A 20,947-nucleotide genomic window follows, 5' to 3' on the forward strand; every position below is an offset into this window, starting at 1 on the left:
GAGATCGGCGAAGGCCCGGGCACGGTCGTGCGCCGGGCGCGGGCCGGGGGCTTCAGTGCCCCCGATGACTATCGCGCTGATCACGGGTACCAGGCTATCCCGTTCCACCCCCGGCCCGTCATGAGCTGCATGTGTACAAATCCGGGGGTGGAACTTTGACACTCTGGACAGCGACCGGGCGGCCCTGTTCGTGCCCGGTGGCTATCCGGCCTGTTCGCGAGCTGCGGCTACGGCTTCGGCCAGGGTGTCCACGACGAGCACTCCGGCCGATTCCAGACTTGCGCGGCTGTGCGAACCTCCGGTGTAGAGCACCGCGCGGGCGCCGACATGGGCCGCGGCGAGCGCGTCGTCCACGGCGTCCCCGATGAGGACCGTACGGGTGGCGCTCACCCCGGCCGCCTCCATGGCCGCCAAATGGCGTACGAGATGTCCTGCCTTGGTCGTGTGCGAGGGCCCGGTGCGCCCGTCGACGCGCAGGAAGTGCCGGTCGATGCCGTGCGTCCGCACCAGGGGCACCAGCTTCTCGTGGGGCGCCAGCGACAGCAGGGACTGGGTCAGTCCGTCGTCCTGCCAGCCCCGCAGCAGCTCCAGCGCGCCCTCGGCCAGCCCGGCGCCGTCGGCGGCGGCCCAGTAGTGCCGGTGGAAGGCCTCGTCCATGACGAGCCACTCGGCGTCGGTGGGCAGCCGTCCCATGAGGCGCTCGTAGAACTTCGGGACGGGGACGACGTACAGGTCGCGGTAGGTCTCCAGCGTGATCGGGTCGAAGCCGAGCTCGGCGAAGGAGGCGTTGGTCGCGGCTATGACGGCGTCGATGTCGTGCAGCAGCGTGCCGTTCCAGTCCCACACGAGATGGGGGTTCGAGCCGGTCATCTCAGCAGCCCCGGGATCTCCTGGACACCGAACCACAGCAGCTCGTGGTCCTCGGAGGCGTCCACGAGGAAGCGGGCGGCGCCGTCCCCGCCCTCGGCGGCCTCCACCGCCGCGGCGGCGGCCGTGACGTCCTCGCGGGCGTCCTCGGCGTCGAGGTGGACGGCGGCGGCCACGGCCAGGCGCACGGGCGCGGCCAGCGCCACCCGGCCGAGGGCGGCCTCGTCGGGCCCGGGGTCGGCGGTGGCGGCCTTGTCGTCGACGTCGACGGCGACGACGACCCGTGTGCGGGGCGCGGCCGGGTCGGCGGACAGCAGCCGCAGCGAGGCGACGGCGGCCCGGTTCAGGGCCGCGTACTCCAGTTCCTCGATGTCGTCGGACACGTACCACTCCCGCAGCTCCGGGGTCACCGCGTAGGCGCGGAGCGGGGCGGGCCCCAGCTCGCCCGCCTCGTGCGCCGCGGCGAGGGCCGGGAGGGTCAGGGGGACGTAGACGCGCATGGCCGGCTGCTTTCGGTAGTCGGAAACGCCCTCAGGATACGACCGCCCGCCCGGTTCCCGGAGGTGCGTCCGCCGGAGTGACGGGCCCGTACCCTTTCGGGCCCGCCCGGCCGCCCCCGGGCGCGTCCACCGGCGTCCCACCGGGCGGTGCCGGGTACGCGGCGGCAGGGCCGCGGCCACCCGGATAAGTGAACCGGCCCGCCCACCGGCCCGGCCACGCGCCCCGGTTGCGGAGCGTGTTCGGCGGCCGTAGACATCCCCCACCGAGTTACCGCCCGGTACGACCAGCCGGGCCCGGCCCGCACGGGGGAGACGCCATGGACACCACCACGCGCAGCACGGCCGGCGGCGAGGGCAGCCGCAGCAGGCCCGCCGCCGCCCCGCCCGGCGGCCGCCACCGCCCCGCCGGTCGGCGCGACCAGCGGCGGCCACCGTCGGGCCCCCGCACGGTCCCCCGGGTCGCCCCGCGCCCCCTGCGGCGCCCCGGCGGCCCGCACGACTGGTTCGCCGAACGCCTCCTGGCGGTGCTCAGCGGCCAGCGGCCCGTGCACTCCCTGCTCGGCCTCACCGTCGGCGGGGCGTACGAGCAACTGGTCGTCCTGGCCCCCACGGGGCCGCCGCGCGAGCGGCTGCGCCCCGTGCTGCGCCACTGCGGCCGCTTCCACCCCGGCCCCGGCGTCATCGAGGCGTTCGCCCGCATCACGACGGGCGACCGGGTCTCGGCGATGGCCTTCCGCCTGGAGCAGGGCTCCGACCTGCGCTGGCGGTGCGCGGCCGTCGAGGTCGGCGCCCCGCGCCCCTGACCGGCCCGGAGCCGCCGCGGTCCCCGTACCCGCCCCGGCGGAACGGGAACGGCCGGGGCCGGGCACCCTCACGGTGCCCGGCCCCGGCCGTCGTACGCGGGGTCGCAACCCCTACGCGGTCACTTCTTGCGACGCCGCCCGCCGGAGGCCTTCTGCGCCTTGCGGCGCTCCGCGCGGGTCATGCCGTCGCCGCCGTCGACCGAGCCGTCCGTGTCGAACTCGCCCTCGATGACACCGCCCTCGCCGTCCACGGACGGGGCCGAGAAGTGCAGCCGGTCCGGACGCTGCGGGGCGTCCAGGCCCTTGGCCCGGATCTCCGGGCGGGCCGCCGGCTCCTTCGTCAGCGACGGGGAGTCCTGCACCGGAAGCTCCTCGACCTGCTGCTCGACCTGGACCTCCAGGTTGAACAGGTAACCGACGGACTCCTCCTTGATGCCCTCCATCATGGCGTTGAACATGTCGAAGCCCTCGCGCTGATACTCGACCAGCGGGTCCTTCTGGGCCATCGCGCGCAGGCCGATGCCCTCCTGGAGGTAGTCCATCTCGTAGAGGTGCTCGCGCCACTTGCGGTCCAGCACCGACAGCACCACGCGCCGCTCCAGCTCACGCATGATGTCCGAGCCGAGCGCCTTCTCACGGCTCTCGTACTGCTCGTGGATGTCGTCCTTGACGGACTCCGCGATGAACTCGGCGGTGATCCCGACGCGGTCGCCCGCGGCCTCCTCCAGCTCCTCGACCGTGGTCTTGATCGGGTAGAGCTGCTTGAAGGCGCTCCACAGCCGGTCCAGGTCCCACTCCTCGGCGAAGCCCTCGACCGTCTCGGCCGCGATGTACGCGTCGATGGTGTCGTCCATGAAGAAGCGCACCTGCTCGTGCAGGTCCTCGCCCTCCAGGACGCGACGGCGCTCGCCGTAGATGACCTCGCGCTGGCTGTTGAGGACCTCGTCGTACTTCAGGACGTTCTTGCGCGTCTCGAAGTTCTGGGTCTCGACCTGCGACTGGGCCGACGCGATCGCGCGCGTCACCATCTTGTTCTCGATCGGCACGTCGTCGGGGACGTTCGCCATGGCCATGACCCGCTCGACCATCTGCGCCTTGAACAGGCGCATCAGGTCGTCGCCGAGCGACAGGTAGAAACGGGACTCGCCCGGGTCGCCCTGACGGCCGGAACGACCGCGCAGCTGGTTGTCGATGCGGCGCGACTCGTGCCGCTCGGTGCCCAGGACGTACAGCCCGCCCAGCGACTTGACCTCCTCGAACTCGGCCTTCACGGCCGCCTCCGCACGGAGCAGCGCCTCGGGCAGGGCCTGCGCCCACTCCTCGATGTGCTCCTCCGGGTCGAGGCCGCGCTGGCGCAACTCCGCCTCGGCGAGGTCGTCCGGGTTGCCGCCGAGCTTGATGTCCGTACCGCGACCGGCCATGTTCGTGGCGACCGTGACGGCGCCGCGGCGGCCGGCCTGGGCGACGATCGAGGCCTCGCGCTCGTGCTGCTTCGCGTTGAGGACCTCGTGCGGGACGCCGCGCTTGGAGAGCTGCTGCGAGAGGTACTCGGACTTCTCGACCGAGGTGGTGCCGACCAGGATCGGCTGGCCCTTCTCGTGCTTCTCCGCGATGTCGTCGACGACGGCCGCGAACTTGGCGACCTCGGTGCGGTAGATCAGGTCCGGCTGGTCCTTGCGGACCATCCCGCGGTTCGTCGGGATCGGGACGACGCCCAGCTTGTAGATCTGTTGGAACTCGGCGGCCTCGGTCATGGCCGTACCGGTCATGCCGGACAGCTTCGAGTAGAGGCGGAAGAAGTTCTGCAGGGTGATCGTGGCGAGGGTCTGGTTCTCGTCCTTGATGTCCACCCCTTCCTTCGCCTCGATCGCCTGGTGCATGCCCTCGTTGTAGCGGCGACCGGCCAGGATGCGACCGGTGTGCTCGTCGACGATCATGACCTCGCCGTCGATGACGACGTAGTCCTTGTCGACCTTGAAGAGTTCCTTGGCCTTGATCGCGTTGTTGAGGTACCCGACGAGGGGGGTGTTCACCGACTCGTACAGGTTCTCGATGCCGAGCCAGTCCTCGACCTTCGCGACACCGGCCTCGTGGATGCCGACGGTGCGCTTCTTCTCGTCGACCTCGTAGTCGCCGGTCTCCTCGATGCCCTTCAGCGGCTGGCCCGCCTCGCCCTTGGTCAGGCGGGTGACCAGCTTCGCGAAGTCGGCGTACCACTTGGTGGCCTGGTCGGCCGGGCCGGAGATGATCAGCGGGGTACGGGCCTCGTCGACGAGGATCGAGTCGACCTCGTCGACCACGGCGAAGTTGTGGCCGCGCTGGACGAGCTCGTCCTGCGACCAGGCCATGTTGTCGCGGAGGTAGTCGAAGCCGAACTCGTTGTTCGTTCCGTACGTGATGTCGAAGCCGTACTGCTCGCGGCGCTGCGCCGGCGTCATGTTCGCCAGGATGCAGCCGACGTTCAGGCCGAGGAACTTGTGGACGCGGCCCATCATCTCGGAGTCGCGCTCGGCGAGGTAGTCGTTCACCGTGATCAGGTGGACGCCCTTGCCGGACAGCGCGTTCAGGTACGCGGGCAGCGTGCCGACGAGGGTCTTGCCCTCACCGGTCTTCATCTCCGCCACGTACCCGAGGTGCAGCGCCGCGCCACCCATGATCTGGACGTCGTAGTGACGCTGGCCGAGGACGCGCTTCGCCGCCTCGCGGACCGTCGCGAAGGCCTCGGGCAACAGGTCGTCCAGGCTCTCGCCGTCCTGGAAGCGCTGCTTGTACTCGTCCGTGAGCGCACGCAACTCGGCGTCGGAGAGGTTGACGAAGTCCTCTTCGATGGAGTTGACCTGGTCCGCGATGCGGTGCAGTTTGCGCAGGATCTTGCCTTCGCCTGCACGCATGAGCTTGTTGAAGACGGACACCGAGGTTTGTCTCCTTGCCGGTCGGGCCTGGGCACTGTACGTACACGGGCACGGCAGGTGGGCCCCACCGCGACGGCCATCGTAAGCGAGGACGTGGTCGCGTCGGGAGGTCCGCCGGGTCCGCAGGGCACGGACGCCCGGAATGAGAACGTACGGGGGCGGCCGAAGGTGCCGCACTTCACGGCAGGGCTTTGCGAAATCTGTTCGCGGTACCACCGGCTCCGCCCGCAGAATCCGCCCATGAAGCCGATCACGCTCACCACCGACCGCCTCGCCCTGGGCCCCTTCACCCCCGCCGCCGAGGACGAGGTGTACGCCGCCGCGCAGGACCCGGACGTGCAGCGCTGGACGATGGTCCCCTCCCCCTACGAACGCGCCCACGCCCACCACTTCGTGAACGAGGTGGTCCCCACCGGATGGCGCGAGGACACCGCCTACTCCTTCGCCGTGCGGATCGCCCCCGACGGCCCCCTGGTCGCGGCCCTGGGCCTCCACCGGCGCGATCCGGACGTCTTCGAGATCGGCTACTGGGCGGTCAGGGAACACCGGGGCCGGGGCTTCATGACCGAGGCCGTCACCGCCGTCGCCCGCTGGGCCTTCACCGAGCTGGGCGCCGTACGACTGGAATGGCGCGCGGAGGTCGGCAACGCGGGCTCCCGGGCCGTGGCGCAGAAGGCCGGCTTCCGGATGGAGGGCCTGCTGCGGGCCGCCCTGCGCCGGAACGACACCACCCGCGACTGCTGGATCGGCTCGCTGCTGCCCTCCGACCTCGGCCTGACCCCCGCGCTCGCCCACCTCCCCGCTGTCGGTGACCCGGCCTAGGCTGCGGCCCATGACGAGCCTGCCGCAGCCGACCCTGTCCCTGTCCGCCGACGAGGCCCGCCGCATCGCCCTGCGCGCGCAGGGCTTCCTGGGGGCGCCCGACCGCAGGGGCGGGGTCCGCGGGGTGCTGCGCCACCTCGGCGCCGTGCAACTGGACACCATCTCGGTCCTGGCCCGCTCGCACGAGCTGATCCCGTACGCCCGCCTGGGCGCGGTCGGCCGGAGCACCGTCGAGCAGGCGTACTGGTCGCAGGGCCACGCCTTCGAGTACTGGTCGCACGCCGCCTGCGTCCTGCCGATCGAGGAGTGGCCGCACTTCGCCTTCCGCCGGCGCGCCAACCGGGCGCGCGGCCACCGCTGGCACGTCCTGCAGGACAAGGAGCGTTCGACGGCGGCGGTCCTGGACCGGCTGCGCGCGGAGGGCCCGCTGACCTCCACCGAACTCGGCGGCGCCAAGAACGGCGGCGAGTGGTTCGAATGGTCCGAGACCAAGATCGCGGTGGAGTGGTTGCTCGACACCGGCGAGGTGGTCTGCGCCGAGCGGCGCGGCTGGAAGCGGGTCTACGACCTGCCCGAGCGGGCCGTCCCGGACGCCCTGCTCCACGACGACCTCGACGACCACGAGTGCCTGCGGCGCCTGGTGGCCCTGGCCGGCCGCTCGTTGGGCGTCGGCACCCGCGCCGACATCGCGGACTACCACCGCCTGAAGGGCGACCAGTTCGACGCGGTCGTCGCGGAGTCCGGACTGGTCCCGGTGACGGTCGAGGGGTGGGGCAAGCCCGCGTGGGCCGACCCCCAGGCGCTGGCGTCCGTACCGCGCGGCCGGCACCGCACCACCCTGCTGTCCCCGTTCGACTCGCTGGTCTGGGACCGCCCCCGGACCGAGCGGATCTTCGGGTTCACCCACCGGCTGGAGGCGTACGTCCCCAAACCGCAACGGATCCACGGGTACTTCGCGATGCCGCTGCTGTCCGGCGGTCGACTCCAGGGGCGCGTCGACCCGGGCCGCGAGGGCGCCGTCCTGGTGGCCCGACAACTGTCGCTGACGTCCCCGAAGGAGGCCGGCGCGATGGCCGAGGCCCTGTGGGAGGCGGCCCGGTGGGTGGGCTGCGAGGAGGTCCGCGTCGACCGGGCGGCCACCGCTCGGGAGGCGCAGGCGGTGACCGCCGAACTCCGCGCGCGCGGCGCGCTCGGCGCCTGAGGAGCGTCCGCCTCAGCGGATCTCCAGGATCTTCTCCCGCATCGCGTAGACGACGGCTTCCATCCGGGAGTGCAGCTGGAGCTTCTCCAGGATGTTGCGGACGTGGTTCTTCACCGTGTTCTCGGAGATGAACAACTGCTTCGCGATGTCACGGTTGTTCATGCCGGTGGCCACCAACTTCAGGACCTCCAGCTCCCGGTCCGTGAGCCGGGGTGCCGGTACCAGCCGGCGCTCGTCGGTGCGCTGGATCATCGACTTGAACTCGGTGAGCAGCTTCGACGCCATCGAGGGACTGATCTGCGACTGGCCGTCCGCCACCGCGCGGATCGCCGTCGCGACCTCGTCGGTGGAGATCTCCTTGAGCAGGTATCCCGTCGCGCCGGCCTTGATCGCTTCGTAGAGGTCCGCCTCCTCGTCGCTGATCGTCAGCATGATGATCTTCGCGGAGGGGGCCACCTCCTTGATCGAGGTGCAGGCCTCGATGCCGCCGCGCCGGGGCATCCGCACGTCCATCAGGATGATGTCCGGCAGCAGGTCGGCGGCCTTGTCCACGGCCTCGGCGCCGTCCCCGGCCTCGCCGACGACCTGGATGTCCTCCTCCTGCGCGAGGACGATCTCCAGGCCGCGCCGGAAGAGGGCGTGGTCGTCGACGACGAGCACCCGGATGGGCTCGCCGGCCGGGTCCGCGTCCCGACAGCCCGCGCCGTCGTCACCGCGCACCGGCCCGAAGCTGTCCGCCATCGTTCCTCCCCCTGCATGTGCTGAGCTGCTGGGCCGAACCGACGGGATGGAGCGCCGGCTGACTGTCCGCCATGATTCCACGTCCGCGGCGCCGAACGGGGATCCGGCGAAATTCGACTGGCTCATACCCGTCCATGCGGATGCCCCCGCGGAACGCGGGGGCATCCGCATGGAGCGGGACGGATCAGCCGCCGAGCGCACCGCCCGCGCCGGCCGCTCCCTCGTCGGAGCTGGAGGCACCGTCCGCGTTCAGGTGGACCACGCCGTAGTCATAGGCGTGGCGGCGGTAGACGACACTGGGCATTTTGGTTTCGGAGTCAACGAACAGATAGAAGTCGTGGCCGACCAGTTCCATTTCGTACAGGGCCTGGTCGAGCGACATGGGTCCGGCGGAGTGCGTCTTCTCGCGGACGATGAGCGGGCCCTCGCCCTGGACCTCCAGCGGTCCGATCCGGGTGGTCGGGACCCCGTCCGACGTGTCCTCCCCGACGGGCTCGCCGTTGCTGTTGAGCGACGCGACCCCCGGCACCACGTCGGCGACCTCCGCCGCCGAAATCCGGCCGTTGCCGCGGCGCGTGTAGCGCTTGTCGTGCTGCTTGCGCAGCCGGGCCTCCAGCTTGTCCTGAGCCAGGTCGAGCGCCGCGTATGGGTCGGCTGCGGCGGCCTCGGCACGAATTACCGGGCCCCGCGAACGCAGGGTGATCTCCACGCGGTCGGAACGGTCGGCCTGCCGCGGGTTGTGCTCCTTGGACACCTCGACGTCCAAGCTGATCACCTTGGCGTCGAGCTTCTGGATCCGCTCAGGATTCAGCTTCTCGGCCACGTGCTTGCGGAACCGCTCGGGTACCTCGGTCTTGCGGCCCTTGACGACGATGTCCACGCAGAACTCCGTTCCCGGAGACCCTCGCCTCGTTCGGCGAAGCGTCTCCCTTTCGCACCAGACTCCGGTGAACACCGGAGCCTCGGACTTGGCGACTTTCACCTCTCCTCCCCCATCGGCAAGATCTACATCCCACCGACTTCGGAGTAGGGGGACACAGCCTCTTCACGAAGATTCCAAACGGGCGGACTGGTGCTCCGATACCTGGGGCCCAAGGATCGCCAGTTCCTCACAACCGAACATATCTCTCAATGCCGGTTGTCGGCACCCGCTACCGGAACGTACCTCCGTTCAGGTGGCTGTTCCCTCTTACTACCTGCAACGTTGCGCCTTCCCCAGCAGTTCCAAATCTATTCACAGGATTTTTGGTCTGTACGGGTACCCGCCCGGTTCCCGGACGGAGCCGCCGGCGCCCGGCCGGACGAAGGAGTCCCCCGGCGCCGCCACCACGGCCGCGACCTCCACCCGCAGCCCGGCCTCCCGCAGCGCCCTGGCGGCCTCCGCCAGCGTGGCCCCGGTGGTGACCACGTCGTCCACCAGCACGATCCGGGCCCCGCCCACCGGCCCGGCGCCGCCCCTGCGGACCTCCAGCGCCCCCGAGAGGTTCTCCCGCCGCTGCCGGGCCCCCAGGCCCGCCTGGTCCGCCACGGGCCTGCGCTGGCGCAGTACGGACGCCACGCGCGCGGCCGTACCGTCCCGCCGCAGCCGCGCCGAGGCGGCCAGCGCGATCCTGCGCGCCGGGTCGTGGCCGCGCGCCCGGACGGCCCGTCGCGCCGAGGGCGCCGGGACCAGGACCACCTCCCCCGCCCGACCCGCGCCCGAGCGGCGCACGGCGGCGGCCAGGGCGCCGCCCAGCGGCTCGGCCAACGGCAGCGCGCCGCGCTCCTTGTGGGCCAGTACGACGGCCCGTACGGCCCCTTCGTAGGGCGCGGCGGCGTACACCACCGGCAGCCCCGAGGGACCCGGCCGTCTCGACGCGGGACGCACCTCGGCGGCCCCGGACCCGCTCAGCCCGCCCCGACAGTCCGCGCACAACAGCGCCCGCGCCGCGCCGCAGCCCGCGCAGTCGACCGGAAGCACCAGCCCGGAGATCTCCCGCCACCAACCCCGCACGACCGCACCCCCACGACCCACTCTGCCGGGCCGCTCCCCCACCCGCCACCCCTGTGGAAAACCCCCGAGGACCGCCCCCGGCACCACCACGGACGGGCCGCACCGCCGACGGGCACACCGCGCACACCGGGCCGCACCCCGGCCGAAACGAACCACAGGCCCGAACCCACCGCGCCGGAGCGAACCGCAGGCCCGAGCCCACCGCATCCGGAACGAACCGCGGGCCCGAACACACCGCCGCTACCGACGGACCGCCGCCCCGGCGGCACCGCAGCCCGGACGTCCCGCAGCCGAAGCAGCTCCGCAGGCGAGTCACCCCGCAGCCCAGGCACGCCACAGGCGCGTCACACCGCAGCCCAGGCACGCCACAAGCCCGCCGCACCACCGGCCCGAGCCACCCCGGCCTCCGGCCGCCGGCCGTCAGCCCGGGGCCGTCAGCCGGAGTCCGTCAGCAGGAGTCCCTCAGCCCGGGTACACCGGGGCCTGGCCGCCCGCCGCCACCGTGCGCCACTGCGCGCCCGGGGGCAGCCACACGATGCCGTCCTCGCCCGAGTAGGCCACCACCGGCCGGGACTCGTCCTCGGCGGCGGCGATCGCGCTCAGTCCGGTCGCCCCGGGCAGACTCGCCGCGATCATCGAACCGTCCGCCAGCATGTAGCGGGCCTGGTCGACCCCGCCGCTCTCCCGCCCCACCACCAGCAGCCGGCCGCGCGGCGCCCAGCTCATCGCCGTCACCTCGGCCATCTGCGGAGCCGCCGGGCGCAGCTCGCGCACCGAGACCCGCGAGGCGTCGCCCTGCCCCTCGGGGCGCTCGATCCGGCCGGTGAACAGGTTCTTGCGGCCGCCCTCCTTCTCGACGAGCAGCGCCAGGCGCACCCCGTCGGCGGATGCCTTCAGCCCGGTGATCCGCCCGTCCAGCCCGGCGACGTCGACCTTCTGCGGGGCGCCGGTTCCGCCGGGGATCCGCCACAGGCCCTGGGCCTGCGGGTCGAGGTCGGCGACCCACAGGTCTCCGTGGGCGTCCCAACTCGGCGCGGTCAGCTTGCCGTTCTTGCTACTGAGCACGGGCTGCGGCATCGGTCCGGCCGTCGTCAGCGTGACCACGTACAGGTCGCGCCCTTCGAAGGAGACCACCGCGGCGCGCTTCTCGTCGTAGGTGACGGCCGCCGAGCCCACCTTGAAACCGGCGGCGGTGGCCAGCGGCCCGGGCGCCGGCTCCGCCTTGTCCTGCTGTTCGTCGGCGTTGACGCTGAGGAACATCCGGACGAGCCTGAAGTCCTTGTCCACGTAGTACTGGTGCTCGGGGGACGGCGTGGGGCTGACGAACGCGGCGGCGGACGCGGCGGTCACCGAGCACAGCAGCGACTTGCCGTCGGGACGCAGCAGTTCGACCCGGTCCAGCCGGGAGCCCGTCAGGTCCCGGACGGTGTACAGGAGTTGGGTGGCCATCTTCTGGCACTGCGGCTGGGCGACGTTGGAGCCGTTGAGGTTGAGCGGGACGCGCAGGGTGTTCTGGCCGTCGTAGGAGAGGGACTTGGTGCCCTCGCGCAGTTCGGTGCCGGTCGGGAAGCTCGTGGCGACGACCGGACCGAGCCACTTGGAGGGGCCGGCGAGCAGCGACTGGACGGTCTGCGTGGTCGGGTCCATGCGGGATTCGGGGTCGGTGCGCTGGCGGACGTACACCGGGTCGGCGACGAGCGAGTTGCCGGCGAAGTAGTACTTGTTGACCGGCTTGTAGATGCGCTGGAAGTCGGACTCGCTGAGCACGAGGCTGCTGGGCGGCGTCGCGATCCGCCACTGCTTGTCGACCTGGACGAGCTGGAGGTACTCCTCGTAGCGGCCGCCGCCGGTCTCCGGCTGGTAGGCGCTGCGCTCGTCGACGGTCGCGAGCTTCTTGCCGGTGACCTTCCAGCGGGGTCCGTCGGGGTCCTTCTCGCCCTGGACGGGAAGCCGGTCGAGGCCCGCGGACAGGACGGTGACGGCCGAGCCGGGCTTCCAGTCCTTGGCGGCCTCCGCGGTGAGGTACTTGCGGGCGGTCTCCAGCTGTGGGTCGTCGCTGGTCATGGCTTCGAGGAAGCCCTCGACGATGTCGGCCGGGCTCGCCTTGTCGGCGGGCGGTACGCCGAACACCCGGACCTGGGAGTCGACGCCCTGCGAGGCCTCGACGGAACGAATCTCGCCGCGGGTCGGCATGGACGCGCAGCCCGACACCAGTACGGCGCTCGCGCCGAGCGCGAGGAGCGCCGTCGCGGTCCTCGACCGTCCGACCTCCGCGCGTCGCGGCCCGCGCTCAGCGTCCACCGGTTCCGTCCTCCTGTGCTGTCGACTGGTCGGCCGGCCTGGCGACGACCCGGGAGCCGCTGCCCGGCAACGCCGTGGGGTCGGTGGGGACCGGCGGGGCCGTGGCGACGGCCGGGCGCGGCGGTATCGGGGAGCGGTCCGGGCGCTCGGCGGGGCGTCCGGCGGCGCCGGGTCCGCGGCCGGCGGCCTCGGCGGCGGCGCGGGCCCGGTTGCCGCGCGAGTCCTCGGGCTCCAACGGGATCGGGGATCCGCGCAGGGGCTCGTCGGCGGTCCGGGGCAGGGTGAGCCGGAACTGGGAGCCGCCGCCGGGTTCGCCCCAGGCCTGGAGCCAGCCGCCGTGCAGCCGGGCGTCCTCGACGGCGATGGACAGGCCGAGGCCCGTTCCGCCGGTCGTACGGGCCCGCGCGGGGTCGGCGCGCCAGAACCGGTTGAAGACCCGGGTGGCCTCGCCGGGCTTGAGACCGACCCCGTAGTCCCGTACGGCGACGGCGACGGCCCCGCCCGCGGAAGCGAGCCGGACCACGACGTCGCGGCCCTCGCCGTGCTCCACCGCGTTGACGACGAGGTTGCGCAGCACCCGCTCGACGCGCCGGGCGTCGGCCTCGGCGATGACGGGCTGGGTGTCGCCGAGGACCCTGATCCGGGTGCGCTTGTGCTCGGCGAGCGGTTCGGCCCCGTCGATGACGCGGCGCACGACGTCCCGCAGGTCGATCGGCTCGGCCTCCAGGGCGGCCGCGCCCGCGTCGAAGCGGCTGATCTCCAGCAGGTCGGCGAGCAGCGATTCGAAGCGGTCGAGTTGTCCGGCGAGGAGTTCGGCGGAGCGGGCGGTGACCGGGTCGAAGTCGACCCGGGCGTCGTGGATGACGTCGGCTGCCATCCGTACGGTCGTGAGCGGGGTGCGCAGCTCGTGCGAGACGTCGGAGACGAAACGGCGCTGCATCCGCGACAGGTCCTCCAGCTGCTGGATCTTGTTCTGGAGGTTCTGGGCCATCTTGTTGAAGGCCTCGCCGAGGCGGGCGATGTCGTCCTCGCCGGTGACCTTCATGCGTTCCTGGAGCCGCCCGGCGGACAGCCGCTCGGCGATCCCGGCGGCCATCCGCACGGGGGTGACGACCTGGCGCACGACCAGCCAGGCGATGGCGCTGAGCAGCACGACGACGAACAGGCCCGCGGTCGCGATGGTGCTCTTGACCAGGCTGAGGGACTCCTCCTCCTGGGTGAGCGGGAAGAGGTAGTACAGGTCGTACGGGGAGCCGTTGATGTCGGTGAGCTGCTTGCCGACCACCAGCGCGGGCTCGGGCGCCTTGTCGCCGACGCCGGCGGTGTAGCGGATCTCGGAGAAGGTCTTGAAGGTGCCGGTGGCGTTGTTGACGGCCCGGCGCAGCTCGATGGGGACGCTGGCGGTCGGGTCGACGTTGCCGGAGGCACGGGCGCCCTTGACGCCCTGGGCTCCGGACGCCTGCTCACCGGCGCCGAGCGCGGCGACCTCGAAAGCGGTCTGGCCGCCACTGGCGAGCTGTTTGACGAGGGAGTTCATCCAGGTGCTGGCGTCCCGGCCGACCTTGTTGTCGGTGGTGTCGGCCCCGTCCACGGACAGGGGCGTGTTCGCCTTCTCCTGTGCGACCGCGAAGCCGCCGGCGGCCTGGCTCTGCGCGGCCTCCTCCTTGGCTTCGAGGAGTCCCCTGCTGACCTGCGCGACGACGACGAAGCCGAGGGCGAGGACCACGGCGAGCGACATGAGCAGCGTCGCGACGACCACCCGGAGCTGGATGTTGCGCCGCCACAGCCGGACAGCCGGAAGCACCGGCCGGCGCACGAGGCGTACGCAGAGCCGGAGCACGGGGCCGCCGGCCACTCCGTCCGTCACCTGGCGGAGCCGCCGGCCGCCCCACGGGGCTCCCCATCGGGAGCCGCCCCGGGGCTTGCCGGGCTGCACGTCAGCTCGGTCCGGCCTTGTAGCCGACACCGCGCACCGTCACGACGATCTCGGGGCGCTCGGGATCCTTCTCGACCTTGGAGCGCAGGCGCTGTACGTGCACGTTGACCAGGCGGGTGTCCGCGGCGTGCCGGTAGCCCCAGACCTGCTCCAGCAGCACCTCGCGGGTGAACACCTGCCAGGGCTTGCGGGCGAGGGCGACCAGCAGGTCGAACTCCAGCGGGGTGAGTGCGATGGAGGCACCCTCGCGCTTGACCGAGTGCCCGGCCACGTCGATGACGAGGTCACCGATGGCCAGCTGCTCGGGCGCGGGCTCCTCCGACCGGCGCAGACGGGCCCGGATGCGGGCGACCAGCTCCTTCGGTTTGAACGGCTTGACGATGTAGTCGTCGGCCCCGGACTCCAGGCCCACGACCACGTCAACCGTGTCACTTTTGGCAGTGAGCATGACAATAGGCACGCCCGACTCGGCCCGGATCAGCCTGCACACCTCTATGCCGTCCCGTCCGGGCAGCATGAGGTCGAGCAGCACGAGGTCCGGCTTGGCCTCCCTGAAAGCAGCCAATGCCTTGTCACCGTCCGCTACGAACGACGGCTCAAAACCTTCTCCACGCAACACGATGCCGAGCATCTCGGCCAGTGCGGTGTCGTCGTCGACGACAAGGACGCGTCCCTTCATGCTTGACATCATCCCATTAGCTAATCGTTACCCGGCGGTGAGCTGTCCCACAGCCAAAAGGGCTGGAAATCGCCCCTCGGACCTGCGTGGTGATCAGGACGTCCAGTCTGCCCCGGATCGGCGCGACAATTGAAGGGACGAGCTGCCCGAGATCTCGGAGGGGGGACGGCCGGTCCGTCCGGCGTTCCCCCATGGCACGATGGCAGCCGACCAGCGCGCCCGCCACGGCAGGTGCACGTGAAGGAGCGACGATGAACGACTCGCCGGGCTGGGCCACCCCCGGTTCCCCGTCCGACGGCCAGGGCTCCGACGGCAGCCGGCCGCCCACGCAGCCCTCCGACGCCCCCAAGTGGTCGGACTCCCAGCCCCCGCCCGGACAGTGGTCGAGCCCGGGAGCGGGCCAGGCCCCGCCCCCGCAGCAGGGCGCCGGCTGGGGACCGTACGCCCCCCAGCCCGGACAACAGCCCGGGGCGCCCTACGGCGCCCCGTACGGCCATTCGGGTGGCCCCGGCGGCTGGGGCGGGCCCCCGCCCGCCGCCAAGCCCGGAGTGATCCCCCTGCGGCCCCTGGGCCTGGGCGAGATCCTGGACGGCGCCGTCAGCACCCTGCGCGCCCACTGGAAGACCGTCCTGTCCGTCAGCCTGGTCGTCGCCGCCCTGGTCCAGCTCGGCCTGCTCGGCACGCAGCGCCTGCTGCGGGACAACCTCGTCGTGTCGACCGACGAAACCGCCACCCCCGACGAGCTCGTGCGCCTGATGAACGACACGATGCTCGCCGGCTTCGCCAGTTACTACCTCCAGCTCCTCGGCCTGCTCCTCGTCACCGGCCTGCTCGCCGGCGTCGTCAGCCAGGCGGTCCTCGGCCGGCGCTCCACCGTCGCCGCCCACCTGCGCGGCGTGCGCCCCATGGCCCCGCGCATGCTCGGCCTCACCGCCGTGCTGTTCCTCGGCGCGCTCGCCGCCGGCATGCTGCCCGCGCTCCCCGGCCTGCTGACCGGCAACGCCGTCCTGACCGTCCTCGGCGTCCCCATCGGCCTGGTGCTGCTGGCCTGGTTCTTCGTCACCTTCGTCCTCGCGCCGCCCGCCCTGATGATGGAACGCGGCAAGGTCACCGACGCGCTGAAGCGTTCCGCCAAGCTGGTCAAGGGCTCGTGGTGGCGCATCTTCGGCATCAGCGCCCTCACCTGGGTCATCACCTGGCTCGTCTCCGTGATCATCGCGGTGCCCTTCGCGGTGATCGCCATGATCGTGTCCCCCGACGGCTTCGACGGCCTGCTCAGCGGCACCTCCGCCCAGTCCTGGACCTTCCTGCTCGTCACCGCCGTCGGCGGGCTCATCTCCCTCACCGTCACGGTGCCCATGCAGACGGGCGTCACCAGCCTCCTGTACATCGACCAGCGCATCCGCCGCGAGGCCCTCGACCTGGAACTCGCCCGCGCCGCCGGCGTCCACGACCACCAGGACCACGCCGCGGTCGGCTCGCGGCCCGGCGGCGCCGGACCGGCCTCGGGAGGCTGACCGACGATGGGAACGGGGGGACTCATCGTCACCGGCGCCGCGGCCCTGCTGCCCGGCGCCGAGGCACCACCACTGACGACACCGCGCGACGCCGCCCGGGAGGCGGCCGACCGCGAGCTCGCCAAGAGCGTCTACCACCAGGACGACCCGAGCCTCTTCGAGCGCGGCCTGGAGCGCCTCTGGGAATGGCTCGACAACCTCTTCGAGGGCGCCGCCTCCGTCACCCCGGGCGGCGGCGTCGGCCTGCTCGCCGTCGCCCTCCTGGTCGCCCTGGCCGTCGCCGCCCTCTGGTGGCGCCTGGGCACCCCCCGCCGGACGGCCACGAGCACCGGCCTCCTCTTCGACGACGGCCCGCGCAGCGCCGCCGACCACCGCACGGCCGCCGACGCGCACGCCGCCGCCGGCCGCTGGACCGAAGCCGTCCAGGAACGCATGCGCGCCCTCGTCCGGTCCCTGGAGGAACGCACCCTCCTCGACCCCCGCCCCGGCCGCACCGCCGACGAGGCCGCCGCCGAAGCCGCCGTGTCCCTTCCCGGCCACGCGAGCGACCTGCGCGCCGCCGCCCGCACCTTCGACGACGTCACCTACGGCGGCCGCGGCGCCGACGCCGACGCCTACGCCCGCCTGCGCACCCTCGACCTCACCCTGGAACGCACCAAGCCGCTCCTGACGGGACCCACCGCATGACCGGCCCCACCGACCCCGCGACGCCGCCCGCCCGGCCCACCGAGCCCGAGCCGCGACGCGCCGACCCCGCGACCACCCCGCCGGCCGGCAACCCCGGGACGGCCCCCGCGCAGGCCGGCGACCCCGGCACACCGCCCACGCCGACCGGCGACCCGGCGACACTGCCCGCGCCGGCCTGCAACCCCGGGACACCGCCCACGCAGGCCGGCGACCGGCCCACCCGCCCGGGAGCCCGCGCCGCCACCTCCACCGCCCTCACCCGCGCCCAGATCTGGACCCGCGGCCGCGGCTTCCTCCTCGCCCTCGGCATCCTGCTGGCCTCCGCCGCCCTCCTCGCCGGCCTGCAGACCGGAGACCACCACGGCCGCCTCGACCCGCGCTCCGCCGACCCCTCGGGCAGCCGGGCCCTCGCCCAACTCCTCCAGGAACGCGGCGTCACCGCCCGCGTCGTCACCAACGCCGCCGACGCCGCCGCCGCGACCGGCCCCGGCACCACCCTGCTGATCACCGACCCGGACCGGCTCGGCCCGTCCCAGCGCCGCGCGATCCGCTCCGCCAGCGACCTGTCCGGCGGCCGCACCGTCCTGATCGCCCCCGACGACTCCCTCCCCGACCTGGCCCCCGGCACCCGCACCGCCGGCCCCGCCCACCCCGACGACCTCGACCCCCGCTGCGCCCTGCCCGCCGCCGTCACCGCGGGCCGCGCCGGCACCGGCGGCGACCTCGGCTACACCGCGGCCCCGACCGGAGCCACCGGCTGCTACCCGAGCGACGGCCGGCCCACCCTCGTCGTCCGTCCCGGCGCCACACGGGGCGGCGACACCGTCCTCCTCGGCTCCGACAGCATCCTGCGCAACGAACACCTCGCCGAGCAGGGCAACGCCTCCCTCGCCCTGCAACTCCTCGGCTCCCGCCCGGACCTCGTCTGGTACCTGCCCACCCTCTCGGACATGACCGACGCCGACGACACCGAGGACAAGAGCCTCCTCGACCTCGTCCCGACCGGCTGGCACTGGGCCCTGCTCCAACTGCTCCTCGCCGCCGTCGTCACCGCCCTCTGGCGCGCCCGCCGGCTCGGCCCCCTCGTCACCGAGAAGTTGCCCGTCGCCGTTCGCGCCTCCGAGTCCACCGAGGGCCTCGCCCGCCTCTACCGCAAGGCCGACGCCCGCGACCGCGCCGCCACCGTGCTGCGCGCCGCCGGCCGCGAACGCCTCGCCGCCCTGGTCGGCGTCCCGCCCACCCAGGCCCACGACCCGATCTCCCTGGTCCCCGCCGTGTCCGCCCGCCTCGTCGACGGCACCCGCGACGTGACCACCCTCCTCTTCGGCACCACCCCCGCCGACGACGCGGCACTCGTCGCGCTCGCCGACCACCTCGACGCCCTCGAAAGAGAGGTCCGCACTTCATGACGGCCACCACGGACAGCGCCCGCACCTCGCTGGAAGCGCTCCGCACCGAGATCGCCAAGGCCGTGGTCGGCCAGGACTCCGCCGTCACCGGTCTCGTCGTCGCACTCCTGTGCCGCGGCCACGTCCTCCTCGAAGGCGTCCCCGGCGTCGCGAAGACCCTCCTCGTGCGCGCCCTCGCCGCCTCCCTCGCACTCGACACCAAGCGCGTCCAGTTCACCCCGGACCTGATGCCGAGCGACGTCACCGGCTCCCTCGTCTACGACGCCCGCACCGCCGAGTTCTCCTTCCAGGACGGCCCGGTCTTCACCAACCTCCTGCTCGCCGACGAGATCAACCGCACGCCCCCCAAGACCCAGTCCTCGCTCCTCGAAGCGATGGAGGAACGCCAGGTCACGGTCGACGGCACCCCCCGCAAGCTCCCCGAGCCCTTCCTCGTCGCCGCCACCATGAACCCCGTCGAGTACGAGGGCACCTACCCCCTCCCCGAAGCCCAACTCGACCGCTTCCTCCTCAAACTGACCGTCCCGCTGCCCTCCCGCGAGGACGAGATCGGCGTCCTCACCCGGCACGCCGCCGGCTTCGACCCGCGCGACCTCGCCGCCGCCGGCCTCCGCCCCGTCGCCGGCCTGAGGGAACTCGAAGCCGCCCGCGAAGCCGTCACCCGCGTCACCGTCAGCCCCGAGATCACCGGCTACGTCGTCGACATCTGCCGCGCCACCCGCGAATCGCCGTCCCTGACCCTCGGCGTCTCCCCGCGCGGCGCGACCGCCCTGCTGGCCACCGCCCGCGCCTGGGCCTGGCTCGTCGGCCGCGACTACGTCACCCCCGACGACGTGAAGGCGCTCGCCCTGCCGACCCTGCGCCACCGCGTCCAACTGCGCCCGGAGGCCGAGATGGAGGGCGTCAAGGCCGACGCCGTCATCACCGCGATCCTCTCCCACGTCCCCGTCCCGCGCTGATGGCCCTCACCGGCCGCGCCGCCCTCCTGGCGGCCCTCGGCACCCTCCCCGTCGGCATCCTCGAACCGAGCTGGACGGGCCTCCTCGCCGTCAACGGCGGCATCGCCCTGGCCTGCGCCGTCGACTGCGCCCTCGCGGCGCCCGTCCGCAGCCTGCGCCTGACCCGCTCCGGCGACACCTCCGTCCGCCTCGGCGAGAGCGCCGACGTCCACCTCACCCTCACCAATCCGGGCCGCCGCACGCTCCGCGCCCGCCTGCGCGACGCCTGGCCGCCCAGCAGCTGGCATCCCGGCACCGAAGGCCCCGCCTCCCGGCACGAGGTGACCGTCCCCGCCGGCGAACGCCGCCGCGTGACCACCCACCTGCTGCCCACCCGCCGCGGCGACCGCCGAGCCGACCGCGTCACCATCCGGTCGTACGGTCCGCTCGGCCTGGTGTCCCGCCAGGGCACCCACACCGTCCCCTGGACGGTCCGCGTCCTACCGCCCTTCGCGAGCCGCAAACACCTCCCGTCCCGGCTGGCCCGCCTACGCGAACTGGACGGCCGTACGAGCGTCCTGACGCGCGGCGAGGGCACCGAGTTCGACAGCCTCCGCGACTACGTCCCCGGCGACGACACCCGCTCCATCGACTGGCGCGCCACCGCCCGTCAGAACAAGGTCGCCGTACGCACCTGGCGCCCCGAACGCGACCGGCACATCCTGATCTGCCTCGACACCGGTCGCACCGCGGCGGGCCGCGTCGGCGACGCCCCCCGCCTGGACGCGGCGATGGACGCGGCCCTGCTCCTCACCGCCCTGGCCACCCGCGCCGGCGACCGCGTGGACCTGCTGGCCCACGACCGTCGCGTCCGCGCCCAGGTCCAGGGCCGATCCGCCGCCGACACCCTGCCCGCCTTCGTCAACGCCATGGCGTCCCTCGAAGCGGAACTCGTCGAAACCGACTCCCGCTCACTGGTCTCCACCATCCTGCGCAGCGCCCCGCGCCGCTCCCTGGTCGTCCTCCTGACCAGCCTGGACGCCGCCCCGATCGAAGAGGGCCTGCTCCCCCTCCTCCCCAGCCTGACGCAGCGCCACACGGTCGTCCTGGCCTCGGTGGCCGACCCGCACGTGACGGGCATGACCCGCGCCCGCGGCACCGTCGACGCCGTCTACGAAGCCGCCGCCGGCACCCAGTCCCAGTCCCGACGCCGCCGCACGGCCGACCAACTCACCCGCCACGGAGTCCACGTCGTTGACGCCGACCCGGAAGCCCTCGCCCCGGCCCTGGCCGACACCTACCTCACCCTCAAGGCCACCGGCCGCCTCTAACACCCGAACTGACGACGCCGGTCGGCACAACCTGAGGTCATGCCCCTGAACGGCACCACCATGGGCGATCCCCCGACCTCATGGTCATCTCGGAGTAGGACACTGACGACACCGCGAACGTCCTAGCCTCAACAGTTACCCCGCCGACTGGTAGGACGATGCGGCACGTATTTTCCGGCAACCCCGTAAACGCAAAAAAGCCCCGCACCAGTTACCTGGTGCGGGGCTTTCCCACAATGATTGTTCGGCGGCGTCCTACTCTCCCACAGGGTCCCCCCTGCAGTACCATCGGCGCTGAAAGGCTTAGCTT

At 72.7% G+C, this 20,947-nt stretch carries 17 protein-coding genes; 8 read left to right on the forward strand and 9 right to left on the reverse strand.

Annotated elements, in window-relative coordinates; all coding sequences use genetic code 11:
• Positions 1-201: 201 nt before the first annotated feature.
• Entirely contained in the window at positions 202-870 is a 669-nt protein-coding gene (locus AB0D46_RS28760; protein ID WP_362881684.1) for an HAD family hydrolase, read from the reverse strand.
• A complete protein-coding gene (locus tag AB0D46_RS28765; RefSeq protein WP_362881686.1) occupies positions 867-1,367 on the reverse strand; it encodes a hypothetical protein in 501 nt (166 codons plus the stop codon). The genes AB0D46_RS28760 and AB0D46_RS28765 overlap by 4 nt, the downstream gene beginning before the upstream one ends.
• A 317-nt stretch (positions 1,368-1,684) precedes the next feature.
• Between AB0D46_RS28765 and AB0D46_RS28770 the strand changes: the two genes are divergently transcribed.
• Positions 1,685-2,170 (forward strand): Rv3235 family protein, encoded by a 486-nt coding sequence (locus AB0D46_RS28770; protein ID WP_362881688.1) that lies wholly within the window; start codon positions 1,685-1,687, stop codon positions 2,168-2,170.
• A 119-nt stretch (positions 2,171-2,289) separates the two neighbouring features.
• Here AB0D46_RS28770 and secA read toward each other — a convergent pair whose 3' ends face one another.
• A complete protein-coding gene (gene secA, locus AB0D46_RS28775) occupies positions 2,290-5,082 on the reverse strand; it encodes a preprotein translocase subunit SecA (RefSeq protein WP_362881689.1) in 2,793 nt (930 codons plus the stop codon).
• Between the two features lie 240 nt (positions 5,083-5,322).
• Here secA and AB0D46_RS28780 point away from each other — a divergent pair, with 240 nt between their 5' ends.
• Both AB0D46_RS28780 and AB0D46_RS28785 read left to right on the forward strand, forming a co-directional pair.
• Positions 5,323-5,904, forward strand: a complete 582-nt coding sequence (locus AB0D46_RS28780) for a GNAT family N-acetyltransferase (RefSeq protein WP_362881691.1) — start codon at positions 5,323-5,325, stop codon at positions 5,902-5,904.
• 10 nt (positions 5,905-5,914) lie between these two features.
• Positions 5,915-7,105 (forward strand): crosslink repair DNA glycosylase YcaQ family protein, encoded by a 1,191-nt coding sequence (locus tag AB0D46_RS28785; RefSeq protein WP_362881693.1) that lies wholly within the window; start codon positions 5,915-5,917, stop codon positions 7,103-7,105.
• Between the two features lie 12 nt (positions 7,106-7,117).
• Here AB0D46_RS28785 and AB0D46_RS28790 read toward each other — a convergent pair whose 3' ends face one another.
• The 6 genes from AB0D46_RS28790 to mtrA all read right to left on the reverse strand — a co-directional run bounded on the left by AB0D46_RS28790 (position 7,118) and on the right by mtrA (position 14,767).
• Positions 7,118-7,846 carry a response regulator transcription factor gene (locus AB0D46_RS28790; RefSeq protein WP_362881695.1) on the reverse strand — a complete coding sequence of 243 codons (729 nt, stop codon included), beginning with the start codon at positions 7,844-7,846 and terminating at the stop codon, positions 7,118-7,120.
• Positions 7,847-8,030: 184 nt separating this feature from the next.
• Entirely contained in the window at positions 8,031-8,726 is a 696-nt protein-coding gene (gene raiA / locus AB0D46_RS28795; RefSeq protein ID WP_362881697.1) for a ribosome-associated translation inhibitor RaiA, read from the reverse strand.
• 354 nt (positions 8,727-9,080) lie between these two features.
• Positions 9,081-9,839 (reverse strand): phosphoribosyltransferase family protein, encoded by a 759-nt coding sequence (locus AB0D46_RS28800; protein WP_362881698.1) that lies wholly within the window; start codon positions 9,837-9,839, stop codon positions 9,081-9,083.
• A 462-nt stretch (positions 9,840-10,301) separates the two neighbouring features.
• The gene (locus tag AB0D46_RS28805) at positions 10,302-12,140 is read right to left on the reverse strand and encodes an LpqB family beta-propeller domain-containing protein (protein ID WP_362881700.1); all 1,839 of its coding nucleotides are present in this window, start codon (positions 12,138-12,140) and stop codon (positions 10,302-10,304) included.
• Positions 12,130-14,106: an MtrAB system histidine kinase MtrB gene (gene mtrB, locus AB0D46_RS28810; RefSeq protein WP_362881702.1), complete on the reverse strand. Its 1,977-nt coding sequence runs from the start codon at positions 14,104-14,106 to the stop codon at positions 12,130-12,132. The genes AB0D46_RS28805 and mtrB overlap by 11 nt, the downstream gene beginning before the upstream one ends.
• On the reverse strand, positions 14,078-14,767 hold the full coding sequence (gene mtrA / locus AB0D46_RS28815; protein ID WP_199810456.1) for a two-component system response regulator MtrA: 690 nt from the start codon (positions 14,765-14,767) through the stop codon (positions 14,078-14,080). Before mtrA ends, mtrB begins: the two co-directional genes overlap by 29 nt.
• Positions 14,768-15,006: 239 nt before the next feature.
• On the opposite strand from mtrA, the gene AB0D46_RS28820 reads away from it, so the two are divergent.
• Genes AB0D46_RS28820 through AB0D46_RS28840 form a run of 5 tightly spaced genes read left to right on the forward strand, consistent with a single transcriptional unit; the run spans position 15,007 to position 20,637 of the window.
• Positions 15,007-16,272 carry a glycerophosphoryl diester phosphodiesterase membrane domain-containing protein gene (locus tag AB0D46_RS28820; RefSeq protein WP_362881704.1) on the forward strand — a complete coding sequence of 422 codons (1,266 nt, stop codon included), beginning with the start codon at positions 15,007-15,009 and terminating at the stop codon, positions 16,270-16,272.
• A 6-nt stretch (positions 16,273-16,278) separates the two neighbouring features.
• Positions 16,279-16,959 carry a DUF4129 domain-containing protein gene (locus AB0D46_RS28825; RefSeq protein ID WP_362881706.1) on the forward strand — a complete coding sequence of 227 codons (681 nt, stop codon included), beginning with the start codon at positions 16,279-16,281 and terminating at the stop codon, positions 16,957-16,959.
• A complete protein-coding gene (locus tag AB0D46_RS28830; RefSeq protein ID WP_362881708.1) occupies positions 16,956-18,368 on the forward strand; it encodes a DUF4350 domain-containing protein in 1,413 nt (470 codons plus the stop codon). The genes AB0D46_RS28825 and AB0D46_RS28830 overlap by 4 nt, the downstream gene beginning before the upstream one ends.
• Positions 18,365-19,327 (forward strand): MoxR family ATPase, encoded by a 963-nt coding sequence (locus AB0D46_RS28835; RefSeq protein ID WP_362881710.1) that lies wholly within the window; start codon positions 18,365-18,367, stop codon positions 19,325-19,327. Before AB0D46_RS28830 ends, AB0D46_RS28835 begins: the two co-directional genes overlap by 4 nt.
• On the forward strand, positions 19,327-20,637 hold the full coding sequence (locus AB0D46_RS28840; RefSeq protein WP_362881712.1) for a DUF58 domain-containing protein: 1,311 nt from the start codon (positions 19,327-19,329) through the stop codon (positions 20,635-20,637). The genes AB0D46_RS28835 and AB0D46_RS28840 overlap by 1 nt, the downstream gene beginning before the upstream one ends.
• Positions 20,638-20,947 lie beyond the last annotated feature (310 nt).

Source organism: Streptomyces sp. NPDC048383 (genome assembly GCF_040651775.1).
Lineage (GTDB): Bacteria > Actinomycetota > Actinomycetes > Streptomycetales > Streptomycetaceae > Streptomyces.